At 33.5% G+C, this 26,453-nt stretch carries 25 protein-coding genes; 24 read left to right on the forward strand and 1 reads right to left on the reverse strand.

Annotation, left to right across the window (positions count from 1 at the left end; genetic code table 11):
• The first annotated feature begins 5 nt into the window (after positions 1–5).
• The 12 genes from trpA (at position 6) to T537_RS0109000 (ending at position 10,886) form a co-directional block, all read left to right on the forward strand.
• On the forward strand, positions 6–800 hold the full coding sequence (gene trpA / locus T537_RS0108945; RefSeq protein WP_031557370.1) for a tryptophan synthase subunit alpha: 795 nt from the start codon (positions 6–8) through the stop codon (positions 798–800).
• Positions 801–1,074: 274 nt separating this feature from the next.
• On the forward strand, positions 1,075–1,323 hold the full coding sequence (locus T537_RS0108950; protein WP_027437411.1) for an HPr family phosphocarrier protein: 249 nt from the start codon (positions 1,075–1,077) through the stop codon (positions 1,321–1,323).
• Positions 1,324–1,345: 22 nt separating this feature from the next.
• Positions 1,346–1,741: a DUF6465 family protein gene (locus T537_RS0108955; protein WP_051637207.1), complete on the forward strand. Its 396-nt coding sequence runs from the start codon at positions 1,346–1,348 to the stop codon at positions 1,739–1,741.
• 173 nt (positions 1,742–1,914) lie between these two features.
• On the forward strand, positions 1,915–2,412 hold the full coding sequence (locus T537_RS0108960) for a CarD family transcriptional regulator (protein ID WP_031557375.1): 498 nt from the start codon (positions 1,915–1,917) through the stop codon (positions 2,410–2,412).
• Positions 2,413–2,493: 81 nt separating this feature from the next.
• Positions 2,494–3,834 carry an MATE family efflux transporter gene (locus tag T537_RS0108965; protein WP_031557377.1) on the forward strand — a complete coding sequence of 447 codons (1,341 nt, stop codon included), beginning with the start codon at positions 2,494–2,496 and terminating at the stop codon, positions 3,832–3,834.
• A 194-nt stretch (positions 3,835–4,028) separates the two neighbouring features.
• Complete coding sequence (locus tag T537_RS0108970) at positions 4,029–6,797, forward strand: FAD-dependent oxidoreductase (protein WP_031557378.1); 2,769 nt, start codon at positions 4,029–4,031, stop codon at positions 6,795–6,797.
• 66 nt (positions 6,798–6,863) lie between these two features.
• Positions 6,864–7,208 carry a hydrogenase maturation nickel metallochaperone HypA gene (locus T537_RS0108975; RefSeq protein WP_031557380.1) on the forward strand — a complete coding sequence of 115 codons (345 nt, stop codon included), beginning with the start codon at positions 6,864–6,866 and terminating at the stop codon, positions 7,206–7,208.
• Between the two features lie 20 nt (positions 7,209–7,228).
• Positions 7,229–7,807, forward strand: a complete 579-nt coding sequence (locus T537_RS0108980) for a GNAT family N-acetyltransferase (protein ID WP_031557383.1) — start codon at positions 7,229–7,231, stop codon at positions 7,805–7,807.
• 166 nt (positions 7,808–7,973) lie between these two features.
• On the forward strand, positions 7,974–8,168 hold the full coding sequence (gene thiS, locus T537_RS0108985) for a sulfur carrier protein ThiS (protein WP_027437417.1): 195 nt from the start codon (positions 7,974–7,976) through the stop codon (positions 8,166–8,168).
• An 86-nt stretch (positions 8,169–8,254) separates the two neighbouring features.
• Positions 8,255–9,022, forward strand: a complete 768-nt coding sequence (locus T537_RS0108990; RefSeq protein ID WP_031557387.1) for a thiazole synthase — start codon at positions 8,255–8,257, stop codon at positions 9,020–9,022.
• A 12-nt stretch (positions 9,023–9,034) separates the two neighbouring features.
• Positions 9,035–10,324 carry a 2-iminoacetate synthase ThiH gene (gene thiH / locus T537_RS0108995; RefSeq protein ID WP_031557389.1) on the forward strand — a complete coding sequence of 430 codons (1,290 nt, stop codon included), beginning with the start codon at positions 9,035–9,037 and terminating at the stop codon, positions 10,322–10,324.
• Positions 10,317–10,886, forward strand: coding sequence for a thiamine phosphate synthase (locus tag T537_RS0109000; protein WP_031557391.1), 570 nt, complete (start codon positions 10,317–10,319; stop codon positions 10,884–10,886). The genes thiH and T537_RS0109000 overlap by 8 nt, the downstream gene beginning before the upstream one ends.
• A gap of 101 nt (positions 10,887–10,987) precedes the next feature.
• Here the strand turns inward: T537_RS0109000 and T537_RS0109005 are convergent, their stop codons facing one another.
• A complete protein-coding gene (locus T537_RS0109005) occupies positions 10,988–12,094 on the reverse strand; it encodes an Ldh family oxidoreductase (RefSeq protein ID WP_031557394.1) in 1,107 nt (368 codons plus the stop codon).
• A gap of 145 nt (positions 12,095–12,239) precedes the next feature.
• On the opposite strand from T537_RS0109005, the gene T537_RS13085 reads away from it, so the two are divergent.
• The 12 genes from T537_RS13085 to fliB all read left to right on the forward strand — a co-directional run bounded on the left by T537_RS13085 (position 12,240) and on the right by fliB (position 26,306).
• Positions 12,240–13,469, forward strand: a complete 1,230-nt coding sequence (locus T537_RS13085) for a hypothetical protein (RefSeq protein WP_051637208.1) — start codon at positions 12,240–12,242, stop codon at positions 13,467–13,469.
• A 425-nt stretch (positions 13,470–13,894) separates the two neighbouring features.
• Positions 13,895–16,537, forward strand: a complete 2,643-nt coding sequence (locus tag T537_RS0109015; protein ID WP_027437423.1) for a valine--tRNA ligase — start codon at positions 13,895–13,897, stop codon at positions 16,535–16,537.
• 15 nt (positions 16,538–16,552) lie between these two features.
• Positions 16,553–16,909, forward strand: a complete 357-nt coding sequence (locus tag T537_RS0109020; RefSeq protein ID WP_027437424.1) for a PAS domain-containing protein — start codon at positions 16,553–16,555, stop codon at positions 16,907–16,909.
• Positions 16,910–16,918: 9 nt separating this feature from the next.
• Entirely contained in the window at positions 16,919–18,886 is a 1,968-nt protein-coding gene (locus T537_RS0109025) for an NAD(+) synthase (protein WP_031557398.1), read from the forward strand.
• 18 nt (positions 18,887–18,904) lie between these two features.
• Positions 18,905–19,813 (forward strand): hypothetical protein, encoded by a 909-nt coding sequence (locus T537_RS0109030; protein ID WP_027437426.1) that lies wholly within the window; start codon positions 18,905–18,907, stop codon positions 19,811–19,813.
• Between the two features lie 92 nt (positions 19,814–19,905).
• Positions 19,906–20,553 (forward strand): HAD family hydrolase, encoded by a 648-nt coding sequence (locus T537_RS0109035; protein WP_197017980.1) that lies wholly within the window; start codon positions 19,906–19,908, stop codon positions 20,551–20,553.
• Between the two features lie 90 nt (positions 20,554–20,643).
• On the forward strand, positions 20,644–21,066 hold the full coding sequence (gene mscL, locus T537_RS0109040; protein ID WP_027437428.1) for a large conductance mechanosensitive channel protein MscL: 423 nt from the start codon (positions 20,644–20,646) through the stop codon (positions 21,064–21,066).
• A gap of 546 nt (positions 21,067–21,612) precedes the next feature.
• On the forward strand, positions 21,613–23,385 hold the full coding sequence (locus T537_RS0109045) for a bifunctional homocysteine S-methyltransferase/methylenetetrahydrofolate reductase (RefSeq protein ID WP_031557402.1): 1,773 nt from the start codon (positions 21,613–21,615) through the stop codon (positions 23,383–23,385).
• Between the two features lie 224 nt (positions 23,386–23,609).
• The gene (locus tag T537_RS12875; RefSeq protein WP_155895252.1) at positions 23,610–23,783 is read left to right on the forward strand and encodes a TBP-associated factor 9 domain-containing protein; all 174 of its coding nucleotides are present in this window, start codon (positions 23,610–23,612) and stop codon (positions 23,781–23,783) included.
• Positions 23,784–23,833: 50 nt separating this feature from the next.
• Positions 23,834–24,235 (forward strand): hypothetical protein, encoded by a 402-nt coding sequence (locus T537_RS0109055; protein ID WP_027437430.1) that lies wholly within the window; start codon positions 23,834–23,836, stop codon positions 24,233–24,235.
• A gap of 75 nt (positions 24,236–24,310) precedes the next feature.
• Positions 24,311–25,102: a glutamate racemase gene (gene murI / locus T537_RS0109060; RefSeq protein ID WP_027437431.1), complete on the forward strand. Its 792-nt coding sequence runs from the start codon at positions 24,311–24,313 to the stop codon at positions 25,100–25,102.
• Between the two features lie 16 nt (positions 25,103–25,118).
• Positions 25,119–26,306 (forward strand): flagellin lysine-N-methylase, encoded by a 1,188-nt coding sequence (gene fliB, locus T537_RS0109065; RefSeq protein WP_027437432.1) that lies wholly within the window; start codon positions 25,119–25,121, stop codon positions 26,304–26,306.
• Positions 26,307–26,453 lie beyond the last annotated feature (147 nt).

Raw genomic sequence — 26,453 nt, forward strand, 5'->3', positions numbered from 1 at the left:
AGCAAATGTTAGTAAATAGAATTGAAGAGAAGATAGACAAGCTAAAAAGAGAAGGTAAAAAAGCCTTTATAACATACATGACAGCTGGCCTACCAGACTATAACACAACTAAGAATATTATAAGAACAAGTATGGAAGCAGGACTTGATTGCATGGAAATTGGAATTCCTTTTTCTGATCCTGTGGCAGATGGAAACGTTATACAGGATGCATCCTTTAGAGCAATTAATAATGGAGCAACTCTAGAAAAAACCTTTGTGATGATGAAAGAAATTAGAGATGAGGCAATAGAATTACCAATTGTTTTTATGATGTATTATAATCAAATCTATAATTATGGCATAGAAAAATTTGTAAAAAGATGCATTGAATGTGGTGTTGATGGCCTTATAATTCCAGATCTTCCATTTGAGGAACAGGACGAATTAAGAACTGAACTAAATGGACATGAGGGCGCACCTATATTAATTCAGCTTGTATCTCCTGTATCAAAATCACGAATTGAAAAAATTGTTAAAGACGCAAGAGGCTTTATTTATGCAGTTTCCCAAATGGGTGTTACAGGAAATGAGAATAGTTTCCACAACGAAATTAAAAATTATCTATGTGAGGTTAAGGAAAAAACAGACATTCCAGTTATGCTAGGTTTTGGTATAGGAAGTGCCAAGGATGTTGAGTTTATAAAGTCACAAATTGATGGAGCTATTGTTGGTTCCCACTTTATAAGGCTAATGGAAGACAGTAATTTTGATATGAATATATGTGCTAACTACATTAAAGAGTTTAAAAATGAATTATAAATTTAGGATTGAAATAAAAAGACTATGAAAAAAAGAGACATATTTTGTGGTTAATACTTGATTTATGAAATAATTAGTATTATTATATTTTTATATTTTGATAAAATAAATTATCTTAATAAAAAATACCAATAAAGAAAAGCAAATCTTGCTAGCTATTGACAGATATCACAAAAATATAAATAATATCTAAACTAGAGTTGACTTAATCAGTAGTTTAGAGTATAGTCGTATTTGGATTTTTTAAATTTTTTAAGGTTAGGTGGAGTTTGACATGAAAGAAAATGTTTTAGTCGGCGACATTGATAAAATGCACAAGAATCCTATAGCTGAATTAGTTCAGGCAGCATGTGCATTTAATAGTCACATTGAAATTATTACTGAGGGCAAGAGTATTAACGCTAAGAGTCTTATGGGTATTATGGCTTTTGGATTAAAGCCAGGAATTGAAGTTGTTATTTCGGCTGAAGGTGATGATGAATCACAGGCAGTTGAATCAATAAAGAAATTTTTAGCATGTTAATGACAAAGAGGAGGTAGAAAACATGGCAACAACAGCAACAAGCAGTGTTTTTGGTACTAAGACAGCAGATGTAAAGGTTGAAGCTAAGGAGATTAAGGCTACTACAGCTAAGAAGGCTACAACAAAGGAAACAGCTGCAAAGAAGGCTACAAAGAAGGCTACAACTAAGACAACAACTACAAAGTCAGTAGCAGCTAAGCCTTCAACAACAACCGCAAAAAAGACTGTAAAGAAGGAATTATTTGTTCAATACTTAAATCAGCAGGTTGAGCTTGAATCATTAGAAGGTAAGGTATTAGAAGACCTTCAGAATCAGGGAATTACAGCTAACGATCTTAAGCTCTATTTAAAGCCAGAAGATAACGCTTGCTACTATGTAGCTAACGGTAACATAGCTGGTAAAGTAGATTTATTCTAATTAGAATATTTTTAAATAATAATAGAATAGAATTGATACAAATAAATTGTTCGGAAGCAAGTGCCTCAGTAATTGAGGCACTTTTATTTTTTGCTTTGAAAAAAACTATCAAGTGTTGTATAATTAAAATGTTGACTTATGGATTTTGTTGGTCCTAGATTTGGAGGAATTATATGTTTGAAGTTGAAGATAAGGTTTGTTATGGCGTAGTAGGAGTTTGTCAGATTGAGCAAATTGCTACACCTCCAATTAAAGGCGTCGAAGGTGATTATTATTTCCTACAGCCTGTTTATGATAGTAAGGGTATTATTTATTGTCCAGTTAAGAACACTAAGGTGGCAATGAGAAACATCATTACTAAGGCTGAATGTAAGAAGTTAATTGAACGTGCGAAGAATTGCAAGAAGGACCCACTTCTTAATGAGAAAGTTACACCAATGCAATATGATGAGATGGTTAAGTCTCAAGATACATTACAGTTAATGCATCTTATAAGAGCTCTTTATAATATTAAGAATGAAAGAGCTAAGGATTTAAGAAAGATGAAGTCAGCAGACAGCAGAATGTTAGTTGCAGCAAGAAAGCTTCTATATGGTGAAATTGCAGTAGTAACTGATTCTGATTTTGATGATGTATCAGAAATATTAGATGCCTACCTATCAATTGAATAATTGTTATTTATGATGCAGGAAGTTTTATACTTCTTGCATCCATTTCATTTTAAGGGAAAGGATTTACATTAGGGATTATTTATGAAAGATTTAACGAAAGGAAGCATAGTTAAGCTTATTATTAGCTTTGCAGTACCAGTGTTTTTTAGTATGCTTCTTCAAATGACTTATAATTTAGTTGATACTAAGATTATAGGATATGTACTTGGAGAATCCAGCCTTGCAGCTGTTGGTTCAACTAATTCCCTTAATACCATGATTGTAGGATTTCTTAATGGATTGACTAATGGTTTTGCAGTTATTGCAGCATGGTATTTTGGAGCAAAGGATATTAAGAATTTAAAGAGAACAGTAGCAAGTTCGCTGCGATTAGGAATTATAATTTCTTGTATTTTAACAGTTCTTGTTCTTATTTTTTTAAGACCACTTCTAAAGATTTTAAATACTCCAGATGATTTATTAACAGAAAGCTATAATTATATTTTTATTATATTTTTAGGCATGACTTTACTTATGCTATATAACGTGTGCGCTGCCTTACTTAGAGCTATCGGTGATTCAATAACACCACTTTTATTTTTGATTTTTTCTGTAACCCTTAATATATTTGCAGATCTATTCTTTATGAAGGTTGTTAAATTTGGCGTTAGAGGTGCAGCTATTGCCACTATTCTTTCGCAAGGTATTGCATTTGTACTTTGCGGAATTTATATGCTTATGAAATATGATATCTTAAGAGTTAGTAGAAAAGACTTTGAGATAAGCAAGGATTTAGATGGAAAATTATTATCAACAGGCCTTTCAATGGGCTTTATGAACTCTCTTATTAATATTGGTAGTGTAACAATGCAAAGCGCAATTAATTCCTTTGGACAAAACATCATTCTTGCCCATACAACTGCAAGAAGACTTACAGAATTATTTATGATGATGTTTACAGTTCTTGGTCAGACAATGGCTACATTTTGCGGACAAAATCTTGGAGCAGGATGCTATAAAAGAATTGTAAAGGGATTAAAACTTGCAATTTTACTAGGTTGGATTTGGTGTGTATTTATAGTTATTCTTACATACACTTGTGTGCCGATCTTTGTTAGGATTTTAATAAGTTCGGATAATAAAGAGGTAATAGATACAGCGACTCTTTATTTAAGAGTAGATACTTTGCTTTATTTTGTAACAGCTATGATTACTATAACAAGGAATGCCTTACAAGGCCTTGGAGATAAGATAACACCTATTATTTCAAGTAGTATTGAATTAATAGGAAAAATTATTCTTACATTCACTCTTATTAGAGTTTGTGGATATTGGGGCGTTATTTTAACAGAGCCTATTGTATGGGTTTTAATGGTTATTCCTCTTATAGTACAGGCGGTTAGATTATGTAGAAAATATAATAAAATGGGCGAGAAAAACTAGCTTTTAGGTGGATTGTTCTTGTTTTAGTACAATTTATATGTTATGATTTAATTGATAATAAGTTATCAATAAGATAACAACTGCGGTCGTGAATCTAATTAGAAATAAATTAGAAAGATGACCGCTTTTGCGGGGTAAACGGAAACTATAAATTAATAAGTAGTTTCTTGACAATTGTAAAATGGGAGGTTTTTATGGCTAGCGTAACAGATGAATTTAAAAATCCACATCCGGAATTGCCAAAAAGGGAGGCAATTCTTAAGCTAGGAAAGTATATTACGGATAGGATTCCTGTAAAGCTTGGAATGCACAAGCTTACTATGGATGATCCGGAATATTGGGGACTTAATGCAATTTGTCCAACAGATGAAATGGCTGAAGTTGCAATGAAGATGGGGCTTAGAAAGCCAAGAACTCTTAAAGAGATGGTTAAAAGAACTGGTCTTGAAGAGGCTTATCTTGAAGATTTATTAAATCAAATGGCTGTTAATGGACTTATTGAATACAATTTTGAAAATGAAAGACATGAAAAACAATATGTCTTACCTATGTTTGTGCCAGGTAGTGGTGAATTTTCTAATATGAATGGGGATTTATTAGAGAAAAATCCAGAGCTTGGACGATTCTTTGAACGAATGACATTCCTACCACTTACTAAGGTAACAGCAATGGTGCCACCTGGAGGTGCAGGTATTGGTATGCACGTTATTCCTGTGGAGAAGGCTATTGAAATGGATAATACATCTATTCCTATTGAGCATATTTCTCATTGGCTTGATAAATATGAAGGAAAGTATGCAGCAAGTCCATGTTCATGTCGTAGATCAAGAAAGACCTTTGATGAGGGTTGCGGTGATGATCCAGCTGACTGGTGTATAGCAGTTGGTGATATGGCTGATTATGTTGTAGAAACTAATAAGGGCGGAAGATATATTACGAAGGAAGAGGCATTAGAAATTTTTAAACAGGCAGAAGATAATGGTTTTGTTCATCAGATAACTAATATTGATGGTGAAGATAAGATTTTTGCCATATGTAATTGTAATGTTAATGTCTGTCATGCCCTTCGTACATCTCAGCTTTTTAATACACCTAATATGTCGCGTTCTGCTTATGTTGCAAGGGTTAGTGCTAAGGATTGCGTAGCTTGTGGCAGATGCGTGGAATACTGTCCTGCTGGAGCTGTTAAGCTAGGACAGAAACTATGCAAGGCAGATGGTAGTGAAGTAACATATCCTAAGACATTACTTCCATCAGAGGCAAAATGGGGCCCACATAGATGGACTGAGGATTATAGAGATAAGAATAGAATTAATTGTTATGACACAGGTACTGCACCTTGTAAGACAGCTTGTCCAGCACATATTGCTGTTCAGGGCTATTTAAAAATGGCAGCACAGGGAAGATATACAGACGCCCTTGCCCTTATTAAGAAGGAAAATCCATTTCCTGCAGTATGTGGTCATGTATGTAATAGAAGATGTGAAGATGCATGTACAAGAGGTACGATTGATAGCGCAATTGCAATAGATGAAGTAAAGAAATTTATTGCAATGAAGGATTTAGATGCAAGTACTCGTTATATTCCTAAGAAAGTAGTGCCAGCAACTAAGGGCTATTTTGCAGAAAAAGTTGCAATTATTGGTGCTGGCCCTGCAGGTTTATCTTGTGCATTCTATTTGGCAGAGAAAGGCTATTCACCAACAGTTTTTGAAAAAAATGAACGTGCTGGTGGTATGTTAGTTTATGGAATCCCATCCTTTAAGCTTGAAAAAAATGTGGTTGAGGCAGAAATTGAAGTGATTAAGGAAATGGGAGTAGAGATAAAGACTGGTGTTGAAGTTGGTAAGGATATAACAATTCCTAAATTAAGAGAAGAAGGCTATAAAGCATTCTATATTGCAATTGGATGTCAGGGCTCAAGAAAGCTAGGAATCCCAGGGGAAGATGCTAAGAATGTATATGCTGCAGTTGATTTTTTAAAGGAAGCAGCAGCTAAGGAAAGCTTTGACATTGAAGGCGATGTGGTAGTAATCGGTGGTGGTAATGTTGCCATTGATGTTGCTAGAACAAGCATTAGATGTGCAGATGTTAATGTATCAATGTATTGCCTTGAAGATAGAGACAATATGCCAGCTTCTAATGAGGAGATTGAAGAAGCTCTTGATGAAGGAATTAAGATAAATCCAAGTTATGGTCCTAAGGAAATTCTAAAGGATGAGAATGGCAAGGTCTGCGGAATTATTCTAAAAAAATGTGTATCAGTTAAGGATGAAAATGGCAAATTTAATCCTAAATATGATGAGAATGATACAATTAAGGTGGATTGTAAACATCTTGTATTAAGTATTGGTCAAAGCACAATTTGGGGCGATTTACTTAAAGGCACTAAGGTAGAGATTGATGGAGTTAGAGTTAAGGCAGATAAGATTTCTTATCAGACAACTGATCCAGATATTTTTATTGGTGGTGATGTTTATACAGGACCTAAGTTTGCAATTGATGCAATAGCAGCAGGTAAAGAGGCTGCAATTTCAATTCATAGATTTGTTCAGCCACATACAAGCATGACAATAGGTCGAAACCTTAAACAGTTCATTGAGCTAAATAAAGAGGATATTAGAGTAGAAAATTATGATACAAGTAGTAGACAAATTCCAGGATTTAATGAAAAAATAGACCATAGAAGATCCTTTAGAGATGCAAAATTAGTATTTACAGAAGAACAGGTTAAGGCTGAAACTGCAAGATGTTTAGGCTGTGGAGCTTCTGTTGTAGACACTAATAAGTGTATTGGATGTGGAGTATGTACAACTAAGTGCGAATTTGATGCAATTAAGCTCTATAGAGAAAATCCTGAATGTTCAACAATGGTTAAATCAGAGGATAAATTAAAGGCAATCCTCCCATATGCAGCAAAACAGGCAATTCATATTAAGTTTAAGAAAAATAAGGAAAAGTAAATTAGGCTTATATGTATTAATGGGGCGTTTAAAAACGCCCCAAATTTTACTAGGAGGGATAGTCTTATGCATGAACTTGGGGTTGTATTTAAGATAATAAAGGATTTAGAGGAAGTTGCAAAAGAAAATGATATTGAAATAATTGACTCAGTTACGATAGAATTAGGAGAGGTTTCTACAGTAATTCCTGATTACTTAACAGATTGTTGGAAATGGGCAACTAAAAGGACAACAATTCTTTCTACTGCACCCTTAATAATTGAGAGAATTCCAGCTATAACTTATTGCAGGAGCTGTAAAGGTGAATATGAAACTGTGAAGTATGGAAAGACCTGTCCTTATTGTAAGAGTGATGATACCTTCCTTTTACAAGGCAGCGAATTTAAGATAAAGGAAATAGAAGCCGTATAAAATAAAAAGAAGGTTGAATTATGTCAGATGTTATCATAAGAGAGGCAAAACTAGAAGATGTTAAGGACTTAGTTGATATTTATGCTTATTATGTTAAAGATACAGCTATTACTTTTGAATATGAAGTTCCTAGCTTAGAGGAATTTAGTGAAAGAATGAGACATATAAAGGAAAAGTATCCTTATTTTGTAATAGAAGAAAATGGACAAATACTAGGATATTCTTATGCCCATGAATACTATGGCAGGGCTGCCTATGATTGGTGTGTTGAAATGACCATTTATTTACGTAAGGATGCTAAGGGCAGGGGACTTGGAAAGCTTCTTTATACTAAGATGGAGCAAGCTTTAAAAATGATGAATATTAAGAATTTGTATTCTTGTATAGCAACAGTTAATAGAGAATGTCCATTTTTAACAAATGCATCTGTTTATTTTCATAAGGCTTTAGGCTTTAAGAAATGTGCACAATTTGACTCCTGTGGTTATAAATTTGGCCAGTGGTTTGATATGATTTGGATGGTAAAAATTATAGGAGACCATGAAAAAAATCCACAAAAAGTTAAGAAATTTTCTGAATTAATTGACTTCGACTTTTAATGGTGTTAATCTTAAATGGCTAAAAGGAAATATCTAATCATTGGGGACACCACCTTGATTAGTTAATGTAAGGCGTCATAAAGACTTTAGTAAAGTTTATTCTTTACTTTTCTTTATGACGTCTTTTTTTATTGCTTTTTCTTTTTATAAAAAATAAGGAGGATATATGGTTAAGGTTAATGGAGTTAATATGGATGTAGATGAACAGATTGCATTTGATGTGGTTAGTTCATTAGGTTTCAAGGAAAATACATATGTTTTAGAACTTAATGAGGAAATTCTAAAAAAAGACTCTTATAAATCAACAATACTACATAGTGGCGATGTATTAGAAGTTGTGTCATTTATGGGTGGGGGCTGATTTTTATTTGTTTAGATGTGAATGTATTTTTTGAAAACTAAATATAAGAAATAACTAAATGTAAGAAATTTGGGAGGAAAACAAAAGTGGAAGATAAATTAATACTTGGTGGACGAGAATTTAATTCTAGATTTATTCTTGGTTCAGGTAAATATAACTTAGATTTAATTAAGGCAGCAGTTGAGAATGCAGGAGCAGAAATTATAACACTTGCTGTAAGAAGAGCTAATACTAAGGACTCAGAAAATATTATGGATTTTATTCCAAAAAACGTTACTCTCTTACCTAATACTTCAGGGGCTAGAGATGCTAAGGAAGCTGTAAGAATTGCTCATCTATCTAGAGAACTTGGTGGAGGAGATTTTGTAAAGGTTGAAATTATGAAGGATTCAAAATACCTTCTTCCAGATAATGTGGAAACAATTAAGGCCACAGAAATTCTAGCAAAGGAAGGCTTTGTTGTACTTCCATATATGTATCCTGATTTATATAGTGCTAGAGATTTGGCTAATGCTGGAGCTGCAGCTATTATGCCTCTTGCAGCACCAATTGGCTCTAATAAAGGTTTAACAACAAAGGATTTTATTCAGATTATTATTGATGAGGTTGATTTACCAGTTATTGTGGATGCAGGAATTGGTAAGCCATCAGAAGCTTGTGCAGCTATGGAAATGGGTGCAGCAGCAATTATGTGTAATACAGCAATTGCAACAGCTAAGGATATTCCTGTAATGGCTAATGCATTTAAGCTTGCTATTGAAGCTGGTAGAAAGGCTTATCTTGCAGGTTTAGGAAGAGTTCTTGCTCGTGGTAGTGAAAGTATGGATCCTTTAACAGGATTTTTAAGAAATTAGAGGTGTTACTAGATGGAAAATTCATTTTTAATAGATTCTGATAAATTAAGTGCTGCAGCATTAAAAAGAAAACATGAAATTGAGAATGATAAAAGTGTTAGAATTAATCACATGGAATTTTTGCCTAATATGGATAAATTAGACAATGATATTTACGATAAATTAGTTGCTGCAAGCACAGGAGTTGATTGGAACTCATATACTAAGGACGATGTGCTAAGAGCTCTAAGAAGTGAAACACTTACAATTGATGATTTTAAGGCATTACTTTCTCCTGCTGCAAAGCCATATATTGAGGAAATGGCAAAAAGAGCTAAGATTGAGACAAGTAAGCATTTTGGCAATACAGTTTATCTTTTTACACCTTTATATATTGCTAATTATTGTGATAATTACTGCGTTTATTGCGGATTTAACTGTTATAACGATATAAAAAGAAAAAAGATGAATTTTGAAGAAATAAGACATGAAATGGAAATTATTTCGAAGTCAGGTATTGAAGAAATTCTTATTTTAACAGGAGAATCACCAGTTTATAGTGACATTAAATATATTGGTGAAGCTTGTAAAATGGCTAGGGAATATTTTAAAAATGTTGGCCTTGAGATTTATCCATGTAATATTAAGGATTATAAGTATTTGCATGAATGTGGTGCTGATTATGTTACTGTTTTTCAGGAGACTTATAACTCTGATAAATATGAGACCCTACATTTACTTGGTAATAAAAGAATATTCCCTTATAGATTTCAGGCTCAAGAAAGAGCAATTCTTGGTGGCATGAGAGGCGTGGCATTCTCAGCACTTTTAGGACTTACTAATTTTAGAGATGATGCTCTAGCTTCTGCACTTCACCTTTATTTCCTTGCAAGAAAGTATCCACAGGTGGAATATTCCCTATCATGTCCTAGACTTCGTCCTATTGTAAATAATGATAAGATTAATCCCCTAGATGTACATGAGACAGAATTGTGTCAGATTTTATGCGCATATAGAATTTTTCTTCCTTACGTTGGAATTACAGTGTCTTCAAGAGAAGAAAAACACTTCCGTGATGGAATAGCCAAGATTTGTGCAACTAAGATTTCTGCTGGAGTTTCTACAGGAATTGGTGATCATGAGGAAAAATATGAGGCCTATGATTCTAATATGGATAAAGAAAGCCTTACAAAGGAATTAGAAAATGATGAATGCGGAGATGAGCAGTTTGATATAGCTGATAAGCGTAGCTTTGATCAGATGTATAAGGATATGTCTGATGAAGGACTTCAACCTGTTCTAAATGATTACGTTTATGTATAAGAAAATTTGTGTAACTAATAGACATTTAGTTAATGGAGATTACTTTGAACAAATTAGACATGTAATGACTTGTAATAATAAAGCTGATTATTTAATTGTTAGGGAAAAAGATCTTTCACCATTGGAATATGAAGATATATTAAAGGGAATTATATCCCTTGATATTAATAGAGATTGTATTATTGCACACAATTTTATTGATGTTGCTAGAAATCTTAATATAAATAATATTCACTTGCCATTTAATAAATTCATAGAAAATGGTGGTAAGAAGGGAAATTTAAGGGACTTTAGGGCAGTTGGCACTAGTGTTCATAGCCTTGATGATTGTATGAAAGCGCAAGAACTTGGTGTAGATTATTTAATAGCAGGTCATATTTTTACAACTGATTGTAAGAAAGGGTTAGAACCTAGAGGTGTCTCATTTTTACAAGAAATATGTGCTAATTCTACTGTAGCAGTTTTTGCTATTGGAGGAATTGATTTTAATAATGCAAAGGAATGCATAAATGCTGGTGCTAGTGGAGTTTGTTTAATGTCTACTTATATGAGGCTTAATTAAAATAAAAGAAGTGAAATCTGTAAATTGATATAGATTTCACTTCTTTTTTGGATTAAATTTATAAATTTTAAGCAAACAATTAAAATACACTTTGCTATTTTTTATTCAAATGGGAATTTATAAGGAAGATTATATGTATCTCGTATTTTTATAAATTCCTTCTGAACAGCTTCTCCTACAGGTACGCCCTTATCTTTTCTCTCTAACCAAGTTAGATATTCTTTTTCACCAGCTGTATAGATTCTATCCTGTCCTGGTGCTTTTTGGGATTCTCTTAACTCCTTTAAAATACTAGTTGTAATCTTCTTAAATTTATCAACTCCACAGAAGAAATCAGGATTAAGGACTATAAAGAAATGTCCTAGATGATATGGCTGTTTATTGCCATTTTCATCAAGACCTGATAATGCCTTTAAAAAGCTTCCTCCAGCAAGGGCAGCAGAGAGTATTTCAACTATTGTGGCATAGCCATAGCCTTTATAGCCAGCAAGGGTATCCCCTATTCCACCTAGTGGGGCAAGGGCTGCATTACCACTTGTTAAGTCCTTTAAAATCTGTTTGCTGTCAGTTTGTGGCTTTCCATCTCGTCCAATTACCATACCTTCTGGTGTGTCTTTTCCTGATCTTGCATAGTATTCGATTTTTCCTCTTTGTGTAATTGATGTGGCACAATCAAGAACAAATGGGAATTCTTCATTGGTTGGCATAGCAAAAGTTAGTGGATTAGTTCCAAGCATATTTTCTACACCAAATGTTGGTGCAATAGATGGTCTTGCATTAGTTCCTGTAATTCCAATCATATCAGCCTTTGATGCCATCATTGTCCAATATCCTGCAATTCCGTAGTGTGTTGAATTTTTAATTGCACCTGCGGCCATGCCATATTCTTTAGCTTTTTCAATTAGACTTGTCATCATTTTATGACTTGCCACCATTCCCATACCATCGTGGGCATCTGCAACAATTGTAGTCTTAGTCTCTTTTAGAATTTCATAATCAGTTACAGGTTTTTGAATACCTGCGTTAATCCTATCAATATAAATAGGTTTAAAACGGTTACATCCATGACTTTCAATTCCTCGTCTGTCGCTTTCAAGTAATACATCAGCGCAGATTTTAGCGTCATCACGTGGCACCCCCACAGCCACAAAGGAATCTACCATAAAGTTTTCAATTAGATCCCAAGAAACATAAGGTCTTGTTTCCATTTTGTAAAAACCTCCTCAAAATAAATTGTATTTAGTTGTAAATTTAAGTTAGTTTAAGTATAACATAATATGATTATTATTGCATTAATAAACTTGCAGAAATACTACATTTTTATATATAATAGACTATAAAGAGAGGTATATTATGAATAAACTAATTAGAGTATTGATTAACATATTTTTGTTGATTGTAATAACCGTTTCCTTTGTGGGATGTATTCTAATCCAAAGAAATGCTGATAAGGTTTCTGGTGGAGATTTAGATTCAATACCAAAGGTTAAATATAGAAATAATAATTATTATTACAATGCCGATGAAGAATGTGATGATGGCTTAACTAGAGCTATAACAGGGGATGTTACGACTTATGATGGTGAGAAGAGAAACATTTCTTTTTGGGGTGACTCTATGACAGAAGGTGTAGGTAGAGAAATCGGAGGATATGTGCCATTTGAAGATTCCTATATTAATATTACAGACCTTTCAAGCCCAGATGTAGTCGGATTTTTAACTGGAATAAATGTATATAATATGGGTTGTTCAGGAGAAAACTCCTTAGAGATTGCCACAAGAGAAGGTGGAATTCCTATGTATCTTAAAAATGATGTGGTAATTCTAGATAAGCCAGTAAAGGTGGACTTTATTACAGAAGATGAGAATTATGTTATGATGGATGATTTTAATGGATATGGTGGTTCAAGTTATATGTATGAATCAGACATTGTATACATTGATGGCAATAGGTTTAAAATTATTTATGATGAAACTGGACAGACATATATTACTCGTTTTTATGGCTTAGATGATAATTATTCTTATCTATATAAGGGACTTTCCCTTGGCGAACAGATGAATATGTATAAAAGTTCTATTTATCTAAAAAAAGGTAGTATTGTAAAGACAGCCGCAGCCTATGAACACAAGGATGATATTCTTGTTATTGAAGTAGGTAGTAATGGTGGCTGGGATGATTATGATGATTTAATTGCCCAAATTGATGCCATGCTTTTAGTTAATGACACTCAGTATTATATAATTGTTGGAGATACAGACAATCCAGGAGAAAGTATTGCAGAATGGTGGGAATCTAGTGTGGATGAACTTGGAAGACCTAGAGGTCTTACTAATACAGAATGGGAGAATGCATTAGAGGAAGCCTATGGAGACCATTTTTTAAATACAAGATTATATATGATTTTGCATGGCCTAAAGGATTGTGGCATTGAAGAAACAGCAGTTGATAAGGAAGGCTATAAGTATGGAAAAATTTCTGATAGCTTAAGATATGATTGGACTCATTTTAATGCATTTGGTTATTATAGTAAGGCCATTGCTATTTATAAAAAGGGCGTTAGCCTTGGTTATTGGCAATAGCATAGGAAAAATAAACTTGATTTTTTACTTATGGCATATTATTATTAAAAAGTACATATTTTAGAACAAGTTTCTTGTATGTATCAATTTAATATATATGCTATAAGAAAGAGGAGTAAGCTAACTAGTAGCCAGCAGAGAGAAATATCCATATTGGCTGGAAGATATTTTTGGTAAAGATTAGTGGAAGGTAGCTTTCTTGCAGTAAGACCGAGAACCTTTTAGTCTAGGGAATAGATATATTTTCTAAAGACTAATTGACTTAAGTCTTACCGGGAATTCCCGTTATAGAATTAAATGAGTATAATCAAAGGTGGTACCGCGTTTAATACGCCCTTTGCGAGCAATGCCCGCAGAGGGCGTTTTCTTATTGTAATTAGATAAATCTAAATTACAGACTATACTAATTTATGAAGGAGTAAGATATGAGTAAAGAATTAGCAAAGACATATAACCCTGCTGAGATCGAAGATAGAACATATCAGAAGTGGTTAGATAAGAAGTATTTCCATGCAGAAGTTGATAGGAGCAAAAAGCCATTTACAATTGTAATGCCACCTCCAAATATTACAGGTAAGTTACATATGGGTCATGCCCTTGATAATACTATGCAGGATATCTTAATCAGATTTAAGAGAATGCAGGGATATGAAGCTTTATGGGTACCTGGTACTGATCATGCTTCAATTTCAACAGAAGTTAAGGTTACTAATGCTTTAAAGGATGAGGGAATTGATAAGCACGAACTTGGTAGAGAAGGTTTCCTAAAAAGAACTTGGGAATGGAAGAAAGAATACGGCGGAACAATTACTAGCCAGTTAAAGAAAATTGGTTCTTCATGTGACTGGGATAGAGAAAGATTCACAATGGATGAAGGTTGCTCTAATGCAGTTCAGGAAGTATTCATTAAGTTATATGAAAAAGGCCTTATTTATAAGGGCTCTAGAATTATTAACTGGTGTCCAGTATGTAATACATCAATTTCAGATGCTGAAGTTGAACATGAAGAGCAGGCAGGACATTTCTGGCATATTAACTACCCTGTAGTTGGTGAAGATAGATGTGTTGAAATTGCAACAACAAGACCTGAAACACTTCTTGGTGATAGCGCATTAGCTGTTAATCCTAAGGATGAAAGATATACAGATCTTGTAGGTAAGGAAGTTAAGCTTCCACTTACAGATAGAACAATTCCTATTATTGCAGATGAATATGTTGATATGGAATTTGGTACTGGTGTTGTTAAGATTACTCCAGCTCATGACCCTAACGATTTTGAAGTTGGTAAAAGACACAATTTACCAGAAATCAATATCCTTAATGATGATGCTACAATTAAGGTTGAAGGCAAATATAAGGGTATGGATAGATACGAAGCTAGAAAGGCTATGGTTGCTGATTTAGAGGCAGAGGGTCTTTTAGTTAGAGTTGAAGATCATGTACATAACGTTGGTACTCATGATAGATGTAAGACTACTGTTGAGCCTATGATTAAGCAGCAGTGGTTCGTTAAGATGGATGACCTTATTAAGCCAGCTGTTAAGGCTGTTAAGGAAGGGGACATCGAATTAATTCCAGCTTCAATGGATAAGACATTCTATAACTGGACAGATAATATTAAGGATTGGTGTATTTCAAGACAGTTATGGTGGGGTCATAGAATTCCTGCTTACTACTGTGATGAATGCGGCGAAATGGTAGTTTCTAAGGAAAAAGTTTGCACTTGTCCTAAGTGTGGTGGCAAAATGACCCAAGATCCTGATACACTTGATACATGGTTCTCATCAGCACTTTGGCCTTTCTCAACTCTTGGTTGGCCAGAAAAGACAGAAGAGCTTGATTATTTCTACCCTACTAACGTATTAGTTACAGGTTACGATATTATCTTCTTCTGGGTAATCAGAATGATTTTCTCAGGATATGAGCAGATGGGTAAGAAGCCATTTGATAAGGTATTATTCCACGGTCTTGTTCGTGATTCACAGGGTCGTAAGATGAGTAAGTCACTTGGTAACGGTGTTGATCCACTTGAAGTTATTGAAAAGTACGGTGCTGATGCTCTTCGTTACACACTTATTACAGGTAATGCTCCTGGTAATGATATGCGTTACTACGATGAGAGAGTTGAAGCTTCTAGAAACTTTGCTAATAAGGTTTGGAACGCATCAAGATTTATCATGATGAATGACCCAGATAATAAGGTTAAGGCAGGAGATGAAATTCCAGCTAATTTAACATCAGCTGATAAGTGGATTTTATCTAAGCTTAATAACTTAGTTACAGAAGTTACAGATAACTTAGAGAAGTATGAAATGGGTATCGCTGTTGATAAGATTAATAATTTCTTATGGGAAGAGTTCTGCGACTGGTATATTGAAATGGTTAAGCCAAGACTTTATAACGATGAAGATACAACTAAAGTTGCAGCTATCTGGACTTTAAAGAAGGTATTAATTGATGCCTTAAAGTTACTTCACCCATATATGCCATTTATTACAGAGGAAATCTTCTGCAATATTCAGGATGAAGAAGAATCTATTATGATTAGTAGCTGGCCTGTATATGATGAGAAATTTAATTTCGCTGAGGAAGAGAAGGCTATTGAGGCTATTAAGGTTGCAGTTAGAAATATCCGTAACTTAAGAGCTGAAATGAATGTTGCTCCAAGCAGAAAGGCAGCAGTTTATGTTGTATCTGAGGATGCTTGGGTTAGAGATACATTTGCAAATGCTAACGCTTTCTTTGCAACTCTTGCTTACGCTTCAGAAGTACATATTCAGGAAGATAAGACAGGAATCTCAGAGGATGCAGTATCAACAGTTATTCCAGATGCAGTAATCTACATTCCATTTGCTGAATTAGTAGATATTGATAAGGAAATCGAGAGATTATCTAAGGAAGAGAAGAAGCTTAACGGCGAAATCGCTCGTTGTAACGGTATGTTAAATAATGAGAAGTTCGTATCTAAGGCTCCAGAAAGCAAGATCAACGAAGAGAAGGAAAAGCTTGCTAAGTATAGTGCTATGCTTGAGCAGGTTAAGGAAAGATTAGATTCTCTTAGAAAGTAGAAAGGTGGATTTTTTATGGCAGATACAATGATAGCAGTACCTTATGTTTGTTTCTCAATTCTTATGAGAAGCGGTAGAATATTAGATATTGATGAGAGATTTACAGATGTATTAGGATACACAGAAGATGATATTAAGGATGGTACAATTAGTTTTAAAAATCTTGTGCCAGACGTGGAATATGAAAGTCTAATTAAGGAATTTAGAGAAGGCTTTATTGAGAAGAGATATATGTGTTATCAGCATGAATTAGTTGCAAAGGATAATAGTGTTAAGAAGGTAGTATCTTTTTATAGACTAGAGAACAAACTCCTTGATGGACATAGAGTTTTAAGAGTATCTTGCGCAATGCCTGAAAATCTTAGTGAGTAAGGAGTATTAATGAAAGACGGATTTATTAGAGTTGCAAGCATGACACCTAAAGTTACAGTAGCAGACGTTAGAGCTAATTTAGAGGAAGTTAAGGCCCTAATGAAGGAAGCTTATAAAAGGGGTGCAGCTATTGTTTCCTTTCCAGAGTTAGTATTAACTGGATATACTTGTAATGACCTATTTTTACAAAATAAGCTGATAGATGAGGCAAAAAAGGCTTTATTAGAATTAAGAGAATATTCTAATAATTTTCCAAAAACGCTTTTCTTTATTGGACTTCCTCTACAGGTAAAGTCAAAGCTTTATAACGTAGTGGCAGCAGTAAAAGATGGAAGTGTTCACGGCTTTACAACTAAAAAGCATATTCCAAATTATGGAGAGTTTTATGAAGCTAGATGGTTTAATGCCGGTCCTGATAATGGAGAGTTTATCAGTTTTGGAGAGGATTTTGTTCCTTTGTCTAATGCTTTGTGCTATAAATTTTCGAATTTCGAGGATTTAATTGTAGGTGTTGAAATCTGTGAGGATTTATGGACGGTTAATCCACCAAGTACATCTATGGTAACTGTTCAAGGAGCTTCTTTAATTGTTAATGCTTCTGCAAGTAATGAACTTATTGGTAAGGCTAACTATAGAAAGACTCTTGTATCTAGTACTTCTGCGAGACTTCTTTGTGCTTATGTTTACACAAGCGCAGGAGAGGGCGAATCTACACAAGACATTGTATTTTCTGGACATAATATTATTGCAGAAAATGGCAGTATCTTAGCAGAATCAAAGAGATTTAGCGGAGAGAGTGTCTATGCTGATATTGATATTGAGAAGCTTGTAGCAGAAAGACGTAGAATGTCTACATATAAGGCAATGGAGGATAGAACTGCTGAATTTGCAGCTACTATTGAATTAGATGAGATTAGAGATCTTGATTTAGAACTTAATAGATATTATGATAAGGCACCTTTTGTACCTTCTAATAAAGAGGAGAGGGATGCAAGATGTGAGGAAATATTAAATATCCAGTCTTATGGCTTAAAGAAGAGATTAGAACATACTCATTCTAAGTCAGCGGTTATTGGTATTTCTGGAGGTCTTGATTCTACACTTGCGCTTTTAGTTACTGTAAGAGCCTTTGATTTATTAGGTCTTGATAGAAAGGGCATTACATGTGTAACAATGCCTGGTTTTGGTACAACGGATAGAACTTATTCTAATGCAGTTTTACTAACTAAGAAGTTAGGTTGTTCTTTAAGAGAAATTAGTATTGTAGATGCAGTTAGACAACATTTTAAAGATATTAATCATGATGAGTCTGTGCATGATGTGACTTATGAGAATAGTCAGGCTAGAGAACGTACACAGCTTTTAATGGATATTGCTAATCAAACAGCAGGTTTAGTAATAGGTACAGGAGATTTATCTGAGTTAGCTCTTGGTTGGGCTACTTATAATGGCGATCATATGTCTATGTATGCTGTTAATGTATCTATACCTAAGACTTTAGTAAGACATTTGGTTAGATTTTATGCAGATACATGTAAGGAAGAGGAGTTATCTAGAGTTTTACTTGATGTACTTGATACACCAGTTTCTCCAGAACTTTTACCACCTACTAAGGATGGAGAGATTGCTCAAAAGACTGAGGACTTAGTTGGACCTTATGAATTACACGATTTCTTTTTATATCATATGTTAAGATTTGGTTTTACACCAAAGAAACTGTTTAGAATCGCTAAAATTGCCTTTAGTGAAGAAATAAGCAATAACACTTATTCGGATGCTATTATTTATAAGTGGCTTAGAACTTTTACATGGAGATTTTTTGCTCAGCAGTTTAAGCGTTCATGTTTACCAGATGGACCAAAGGTTGGTTCAGTGGCAGTTTCACCAAGGGGAGATTTAAGAATGCCAAGTGATGCAAGCTCTAGACTTTGGATGTTAGAGCTTGACGAATTAAAGGAAGAGTTAGGCATAAAATAATTATGGAGGTTTCAAAAAATGGGAAAGAAACAGGAAAGTAATGACAAGACAGGAAAGGTTATTACTAAGTATGACAAGAAGGTAGCAAAAAGAAAAGCAGAAGAAAGAAAAGCAAAGAGAGCTAGTTTTATTATTAAATTAGCAACAATTATTGTTTTAGTAGCAATAGTTTGTAGTAGCGTTATTGCCTTTTCTTTAAGATATTATCGTATTCATAACTTATTTATTAAGGTGGATAATGAAAATGTAAGTGAGATTGAATTTGATTACTATTATGGTATGACAAAGTCTACACTATTTAACACAACTCTTTATGGTGATGTTAATTATCTTTCATATTTCACATCTTATATGGGATATGATACTGATAAGAAGGATAAGAGCCAGACATATTCTGGAGACAATACATGGTATGATTATTTTGCTAATCAGACAGTAACTACAATGAAGGAATATAGAGCTCTTCTTAAGTTAGCAGATGAAGCTAACTATGAATATATTACTGCAGATGATGATTATAATGCATTTTTAGACGAATTACGTAGTGCAGCAGAGGCTAATGATATGTCAGTTAAGAAGTATGTTAAGCATATTTATGGCGATAATGCTACATTAGCTAATACTAAGGATTATGTAATGGATGTATTAAAGGCTCAAAGTTACCTTGAAGTATTAAATGATAGTATTGAAGTTACTGATGCTGAAATTGATGAATATATTGCAAATCAAAAGGCAACAGGTGATGAGAACACTGAAAACGCAGATGCACAGACAGAAGAAGTCGATAGAGATCAGGTATCTGCTACAATCAGAAGCCAGAAGTATAACGAAATTGTAGATCCAGTAATGGATTCTATAAAAGTAGATAATATTAAAAATAGAATTGTAATGTACACAGAAGCAGAAACTGAAAGTGATGCACAATAAGTATTAGTTTAAAAAGAAATCGTTAATTTGAAGGCACCCCAAGTGAGGTGCCTTCTGTTTAAATTACGAATTAGTTAATGAATGAGGTATTTGTGAAAGTTAGTGATATTTTTGATTATGAATATGCAATTTTTGACCTAGATGGTACTATTCTTGATTCTTCAGATGTGTGGAGTATGGTGGATGAAAAGTTTTTATCTAAGAGAGGAATTCCTGTAACTAATGATTATTTAGAGGAAATCAAGAAGCATAATTTTGAATCAGGTGCCATTTATACAGTTGAAAAATATGGACTTAAAGAAGATCCAAAGGATATTGAGAAAGAGTGGTTTGATGAGGCTTATAAGGCTTATAGAGATGATATTATATTAAAGCCTGGTGCATATAAATTCATAAAAGAATTAGTGAATAAAAATGTTAAGTTAGCAGTTGCCACATCTTCAGATGAGATTTTATACAAAGAGTGTTTAATAAGAAATGGAGTTTATGATTTCTTTGATGCCATTGTACAAACCAAAGAGGTTAAAAGGGGAAAACAATTCCCAGATGTTTATCTTGAAGCTGCAAGAAGAATAGGTGGAGATCCTAGAAAATGCCTGGTTTTTGAAGATCTTTATATGGCCATAAGGGCAGCTAAGACAGCTGGATTTACAACTGTTGGTGTTTATGATAAGGCCAATTTAGATGATATAGATAAAATCAAAGAAATAAGTGATTTATATATTGAAGAGTACATTTAAAATTATCATTAAATATTATCTGAATTAAAACATTGTAAATGGTTTAAAATTATATTACAATTATTTGTAGTGAAAAAAGGGAGGTATCTTATGAAGAAATTTCTAAAAGAATTCAAAGAATTCGCTCTTAAAGGAAATGTTATGGATATGGCAGTGGGTGTAATTATTGGTGCTGCTTTCGGTAACATTGTAACTGCACTAACTAAGGATTTTATAAATCCACTTATTAATTCAATTGGTGGTGCTAATTTTGGTGGTAAGATTCATCTTCCATGGACAGGCACAGGTGAGAATGCACAGTATCTTCTTTGGGGTGATTTTTTAACACAGGTTATTAACTTTGTTATTATGGCATTTTGTATTTTTGTTATGGTTAAGGCAGTTAATAAGCTTATGTCTATAGGTAAGAAGGAAGAAGTTTCAGATCCTACAGAAAAGACTTGTCCATATTGCCAAAGCAAGATTTCAATTAAGGCAACACGTTGCCCACACTGTACTTCACAGCTACAGTAATTTAACTCAGTCGGAGTGGCAATTTCTTCTAGAAATTGCCATGTAGCCTCGCGCAGATGCCAAAGGCATTCTAATGCGCGCAGGTTCCCAGTCGGAGTACAAGCTCCGACTGAGTTAAACGCTCCGCGAGGATGCACGGATTCCTCTAGATTTAGACCCGGATACAAGTTTTGCAAACATTGAGAATAGATTGCAAATGATGATTATGAACGCATCGTAAAGTTAAGGAGAAAAATAAAAAAGATAGTTACTTACTTAAGTAACTATCTTTTTTATATTGTTAACAAAAGGCCTCCCAACTTTTCATCAACGTAAACTATATATACCGTGTCACGACCTTAATTTATACACGGGAATTTATCTTTCCAACGACTTCATGATAGCACAGAGATTTAAAAAATCACTCACTACTTAGGGGGGTATTTTTTGAAATTCTCGCTTTAATTGTACTATTTGTTATACATTAAAACTATAGTAACAAATTTTGAAACTAGTATGATATACTCAACAAAAAGTTTTTTAAACGGGAAAAGATAGGTAGGAAATATGAATTTAAAGGAATTTTTAAAGGATAATAGCCTTATTATGGATGGGGCTTTTGGCACTTATTATAACAGCTTATATGATAATGATGAATTGCCAGAAATTGCCAATATTCATAATAAAGAAAGGGTTATAAATATCCATAGGGAGTATATTAGGGCAGGTGCCAAACTTATTAGAACCAATACATTTGCAAGTAATAGTGTTTCTCTAGAATGTGATTTAAATGAGCTTAAGACTAATATTGTAAATGCCATAAATCTAGCTAAAATAGCAGTAGAAAAATCAAGAAAAGAAGGATTTGCAGATACTTTTATTGCAGCATCAATTGGTCCAATTCCCTTTGAGGATTTGTCTGATAGAGAGGCAATAGAAAAGGAGTATTTGTTTATTGCTAAGACCTTTGTAGAAAATGGTGTTAAGATTTTTGATTTTGAGACTTTTGATACCCTAGAGTATATAAAAGAGACTATTGATTATTTAAAGGACTACGGGGAAATAATGCTTTCTTTTTGTGTTAATCAATATGGATATAGTAATGCCGGACTTTCAGCTAAAAAGCTTTGTATGGATGCAGCAAAGTTAGAGGGTGTTGTGGCTACTGGTTTTAATTGTGGTGTGGGTCCTGGACATTTAACAGCAATTATATCTAAGATTTTTGAAAGTGTATCTATTCCTATTATGGCTTTGCCAAATGTTGGTTACCCTTCTAATGTAAGTGGAAGAATGGTTTTTGCTAATAAAAATGTGTCATATTATGCTGATAAGATGCAGGAAATTCTAAAAGAGGGTGCTAGCATTATAGGTGGTTGTTGTGGTACTTCCCCTAAACATATTGAGGCTCTAACAAAATTAGAATTTTTTAAACCAAGAAAAATAAATAAAACTGATATAGATGATAATACAGCTACTGTATCTAATAAGTCAGCCTTTTATTATAATAAGACAAGAAAATTAATTGCTGTTGAGTTAGCGCCTCCATTTGATGGGGATGATGAGAAAATACTAGCTTCAGCTTTCGCCCTTAAGGAAAAATGCGTTGATGTTCTTACCTTTCCAGATTCACCATCAGGAAGAACAAGAACTGATTCTATTCTTATGGCAAGTAAGATAAATAGAGAGACAGGAATGTGTGTAATGCCCCATGTGTGCTGCAGAGATAAGAATGCAATTGCAATTCGTTCTCAGCTACTTGGAAGCTATATTAATGATATTAAGAATTTTCTTGTTATTACAGGAGATCCAATTCCATCAGTTGTAAGATCAAGCGTAAAATCCGTGTTTAACTTTGATTCCGTTGGCTTTATGAATATTATAAAGGATATGAATGAGAATCAATTTAAAGATAGTGCTATGGTTTACGGTGGTGCAATTAATCAGGGAAGAAGTAACTTTAACGTGGAATTACAAAGAGTTATAAAAAAGGTTGAGGCAGGAGCAACATTTTTCTTTACACAGCCAATTTTTTCTGATGAAGATGTTAATAGACTAGAAATTATAAAAAAAGAGGTGGGTAAAGAAGTAAAGATTTTAGCTGGAATTATGCCTTTTGTAAGTTTAAAAAATGCCACATTTATGAAAAATGAAATGGCAGGAATAAACGTAGGGGATAATGTGCTTCAAAGATATAGAGAAGATATGACTAAAGAAGAAGGGGAAAGAGTAGGTATAGAAATAGCTAGGGAAATGATTGATAAAACTAAGAATTTTGTTGATGGCTACTATTTTAGCTTCCCATTTAACAGGGTATATTTGCTTGACGAAATTCTAAAATAAAATGTACAAAAACGCAGTAATAGTGTGGGTTTGAGACAGCCTATAAATTGACTAATACAATTAGTTATGATATAATGTGTAAACGTTTATGAGTGAGTTTAATTCTTTCTCCCAAAAAGAACATAGTATATATAATACCCAATTATATATACATTTTTAGAGGGCAGTCTTTATCTGCTCTTATAAAAATTGCGCTTTTTTGCGTGTCGGAGGTTAAAGTTTTTATGAAGATGGATGAGACCCAGGTTAAACATTTTATAATTACCGAAAGAAGAAGGGGTACAACCATTGAAGAATTAGTATTTATTCTTCATGACAATGGAGTCCCAGATTATGAAATATCGAACTTTTTAGACCTATCAATAAGATATGTTGAAGAAGTATTAAGCGATGGTTAATATCTTTGACTTCATGATATAGTAGGCATTTATATAAAAGTGAGGTATTTATGGAAATTAAAAAAATATCTATAACATCAGAAGAATCTAAAAGCTATCACAATATTATTGGCAGATTTAAAGCATTAAATTTAGTTGACTGGATAAAGGCTTATATAGTTTCTGTTTTATACACAGTAGTTATATGCGCAGCTTTTTATTTCCTTGTGAAAGAAAGTGCTATATATATGTGGCTTTTTGTACCAGTTTGGTGTAAGATAGTGATGTTTTTGGTTCTTTTATTAATTGCAGCTATTCAGCGTTCAGGCAATAAGCAGATAGCGCAGTTACTTAACAAATATTTTATTAATGACCTTAAGGAAGAATTAATTACTGGAAAGATTCAGCTTAAGAAAGTTAAGGTTGTTAAGGATAAAATATTAGTTTACTATAGAAAAGATAATTTAGATTAAATTAGATTAAACCAAAAAGTGCGTGACATTTTCTGTCCGCACTTTTTGCGTGAAATAAAAAGAGGCATTTGTAATATGAAGATTGGTATCTTTGATTCAGGAATTGGCGGTTTATCTACCCTCCATCAAGCTATGATAACATTACCAGAGGTAGATTATTGTTTTTATGCAGATACAGATCATGTTCCTTATGGTGAAAGAACTGTAGAGGAAATAAGAGGATTTGTAGATCATGCAGTAGGATTTTTAGTGGATAAGGGATGTGAAGCAATTTGTTTAGCATGTAATACAGCTACTTCAGCAGCAATTACTATGGTTAGACAAAAATATGGCATTCCAGTAATTGGAATTGAACCTGCAGTTAAGCCCGCTATTGCCCATTGTAAGGACAAGAGAGTACTTGTAATTGCAACTCCTGTTACAGCTAAAGAGCCTAAATTACATAATCTTGTTATGAAATATGATTATGATCATAAAGTAGACATTGTTCCAATGCCTGGTTTAGTTAGACTTGCCCAAGATGGTATTTTTACAGGAGATAAGGTTTTAAATTATATACACAAAGCATTTGCAGATTTAAATTTATCTGATTATTCAGAATTGGTGCTAGGTTGCACACATTTTAATTATTTTAAAGATACATTTGCTAAGATTTTTCCTGATGATGTGGAAATTATAGATGGTAACTTAGGGGTTGCTAAGAATCTAAGGAATACAATTATTAATACAGGTCTTATAACTGAAGAGGAACTTAAAGGAAGAGGCAGCGTTACGTATTATTATTCAGATCGTAAGATCGAAGATAAAGATGAATTAGAGTACATTAAAGCACTTCACCAAAGATTAGAATTAATGCTAAAGTTATAAGAAAAGGATATTTAATATGAGATTTAGGGTTCCATTTTATTATAATGATTTTCATTGCATAACAGATAAATGTAATGATAATTGTTGCGTAGGTGGATGGGAGATAGGTATTGATAAAGAGACATATGATAAATATATGAATCTTGAAGGAGAATTAGGAGAGGCTATAAGAAATAGCATTACTAAGAATGAAGATGGAGATTATTGTTTTAAATTAAACAACGGACAATGTCCACATTTGCTTGATTCTGGATTATGTAGAGTTCATAGTGAACTAGGAGAAGATCATTTAGGTGTGGTTTGCTCACAGTTCCCAAGATATACAGAATATTTTGGAAATATTAAAGAGACAGGTATTGGTCTTGCTTGTGAAGAAGCTGCAAGAATTATTCTTTCTGCAACTGATGATTTTTCTTTAGTTACTAGTGAAATTGAGGAAGAGCCTGTGGAAGATAGTGAATATGATGAGACTTATGCTAATGCAATTTTTAATGCTAGAGATAAGATAATGCATATTCTTGATATGAAGGAGCTATCTATTCATGAAAGGCTTGCAATTATTCTAGAATTATCAGATAGAATGCAGCAGTTTATTAATGACGATGACTACGAAGGTTTAGAAGAGTCAATTAAATGTTTTGATAAGGGCGATATTGAGAGCTTATTATTATCAATTAATACAATTTATGAAGATGGTGGATATGATTCATTAACACAGACAGAGGGCATTAGAAATATTATTTATGCCTATGAAGATATGGAAGTGTTAAATGATGAATGGGAGAAAGACATTCAGGATGTTGTCTTTAAATTCCATGAAAGTCTTTCAGAAGATGAATACTTTATATATGATACAAGTTTCTTCTCACATTTAAAGGGAAGAATGGATGAATATAAAAATCTTTTGGAATATTTTGTCTTTAGATATTTTGCTAAGGCAATTTATGATCACGATGTATTAAGTAAGGCTAAGATGCTTGTTACTCATTTCTTTATTATCAAGGAAATGGACATGGCTAAATGGATTGATAAGGGAAGAAATTTCACATTCCAGGATCAATTAGATGTAATTCATGTCTTCTCAAGACAGGTTGAATATTCAGAAGATAATATGGAAATATTATATGATGCATATATTTTTGATGAGATTTTTACTAAGGAGAACCTTATGGGTCTTCTATGGATTGATAGAATTTCATTGTAATTAATAATTAATAATAAATAATAAATGGCTCTCACATATTATGTGAGTGCCATTTTTAATGTGCGCCTTGCGGCGCACGTTTCTAATGGGTGAAAGTCCCTAATCCGCCCTAGTAGTGGGAAGGATACAGCCAAGACCAAGGGTGTC

Source organism: Lachnospira multipara LB2003 (assembly GCF_000702205.1).
Taxonomy (GTDB): Bacteria; Bacillota; Clostridia; order Lachnospirales; family Lachnospiraceae; genus Lachnospira; species Lachnospira multipara_A.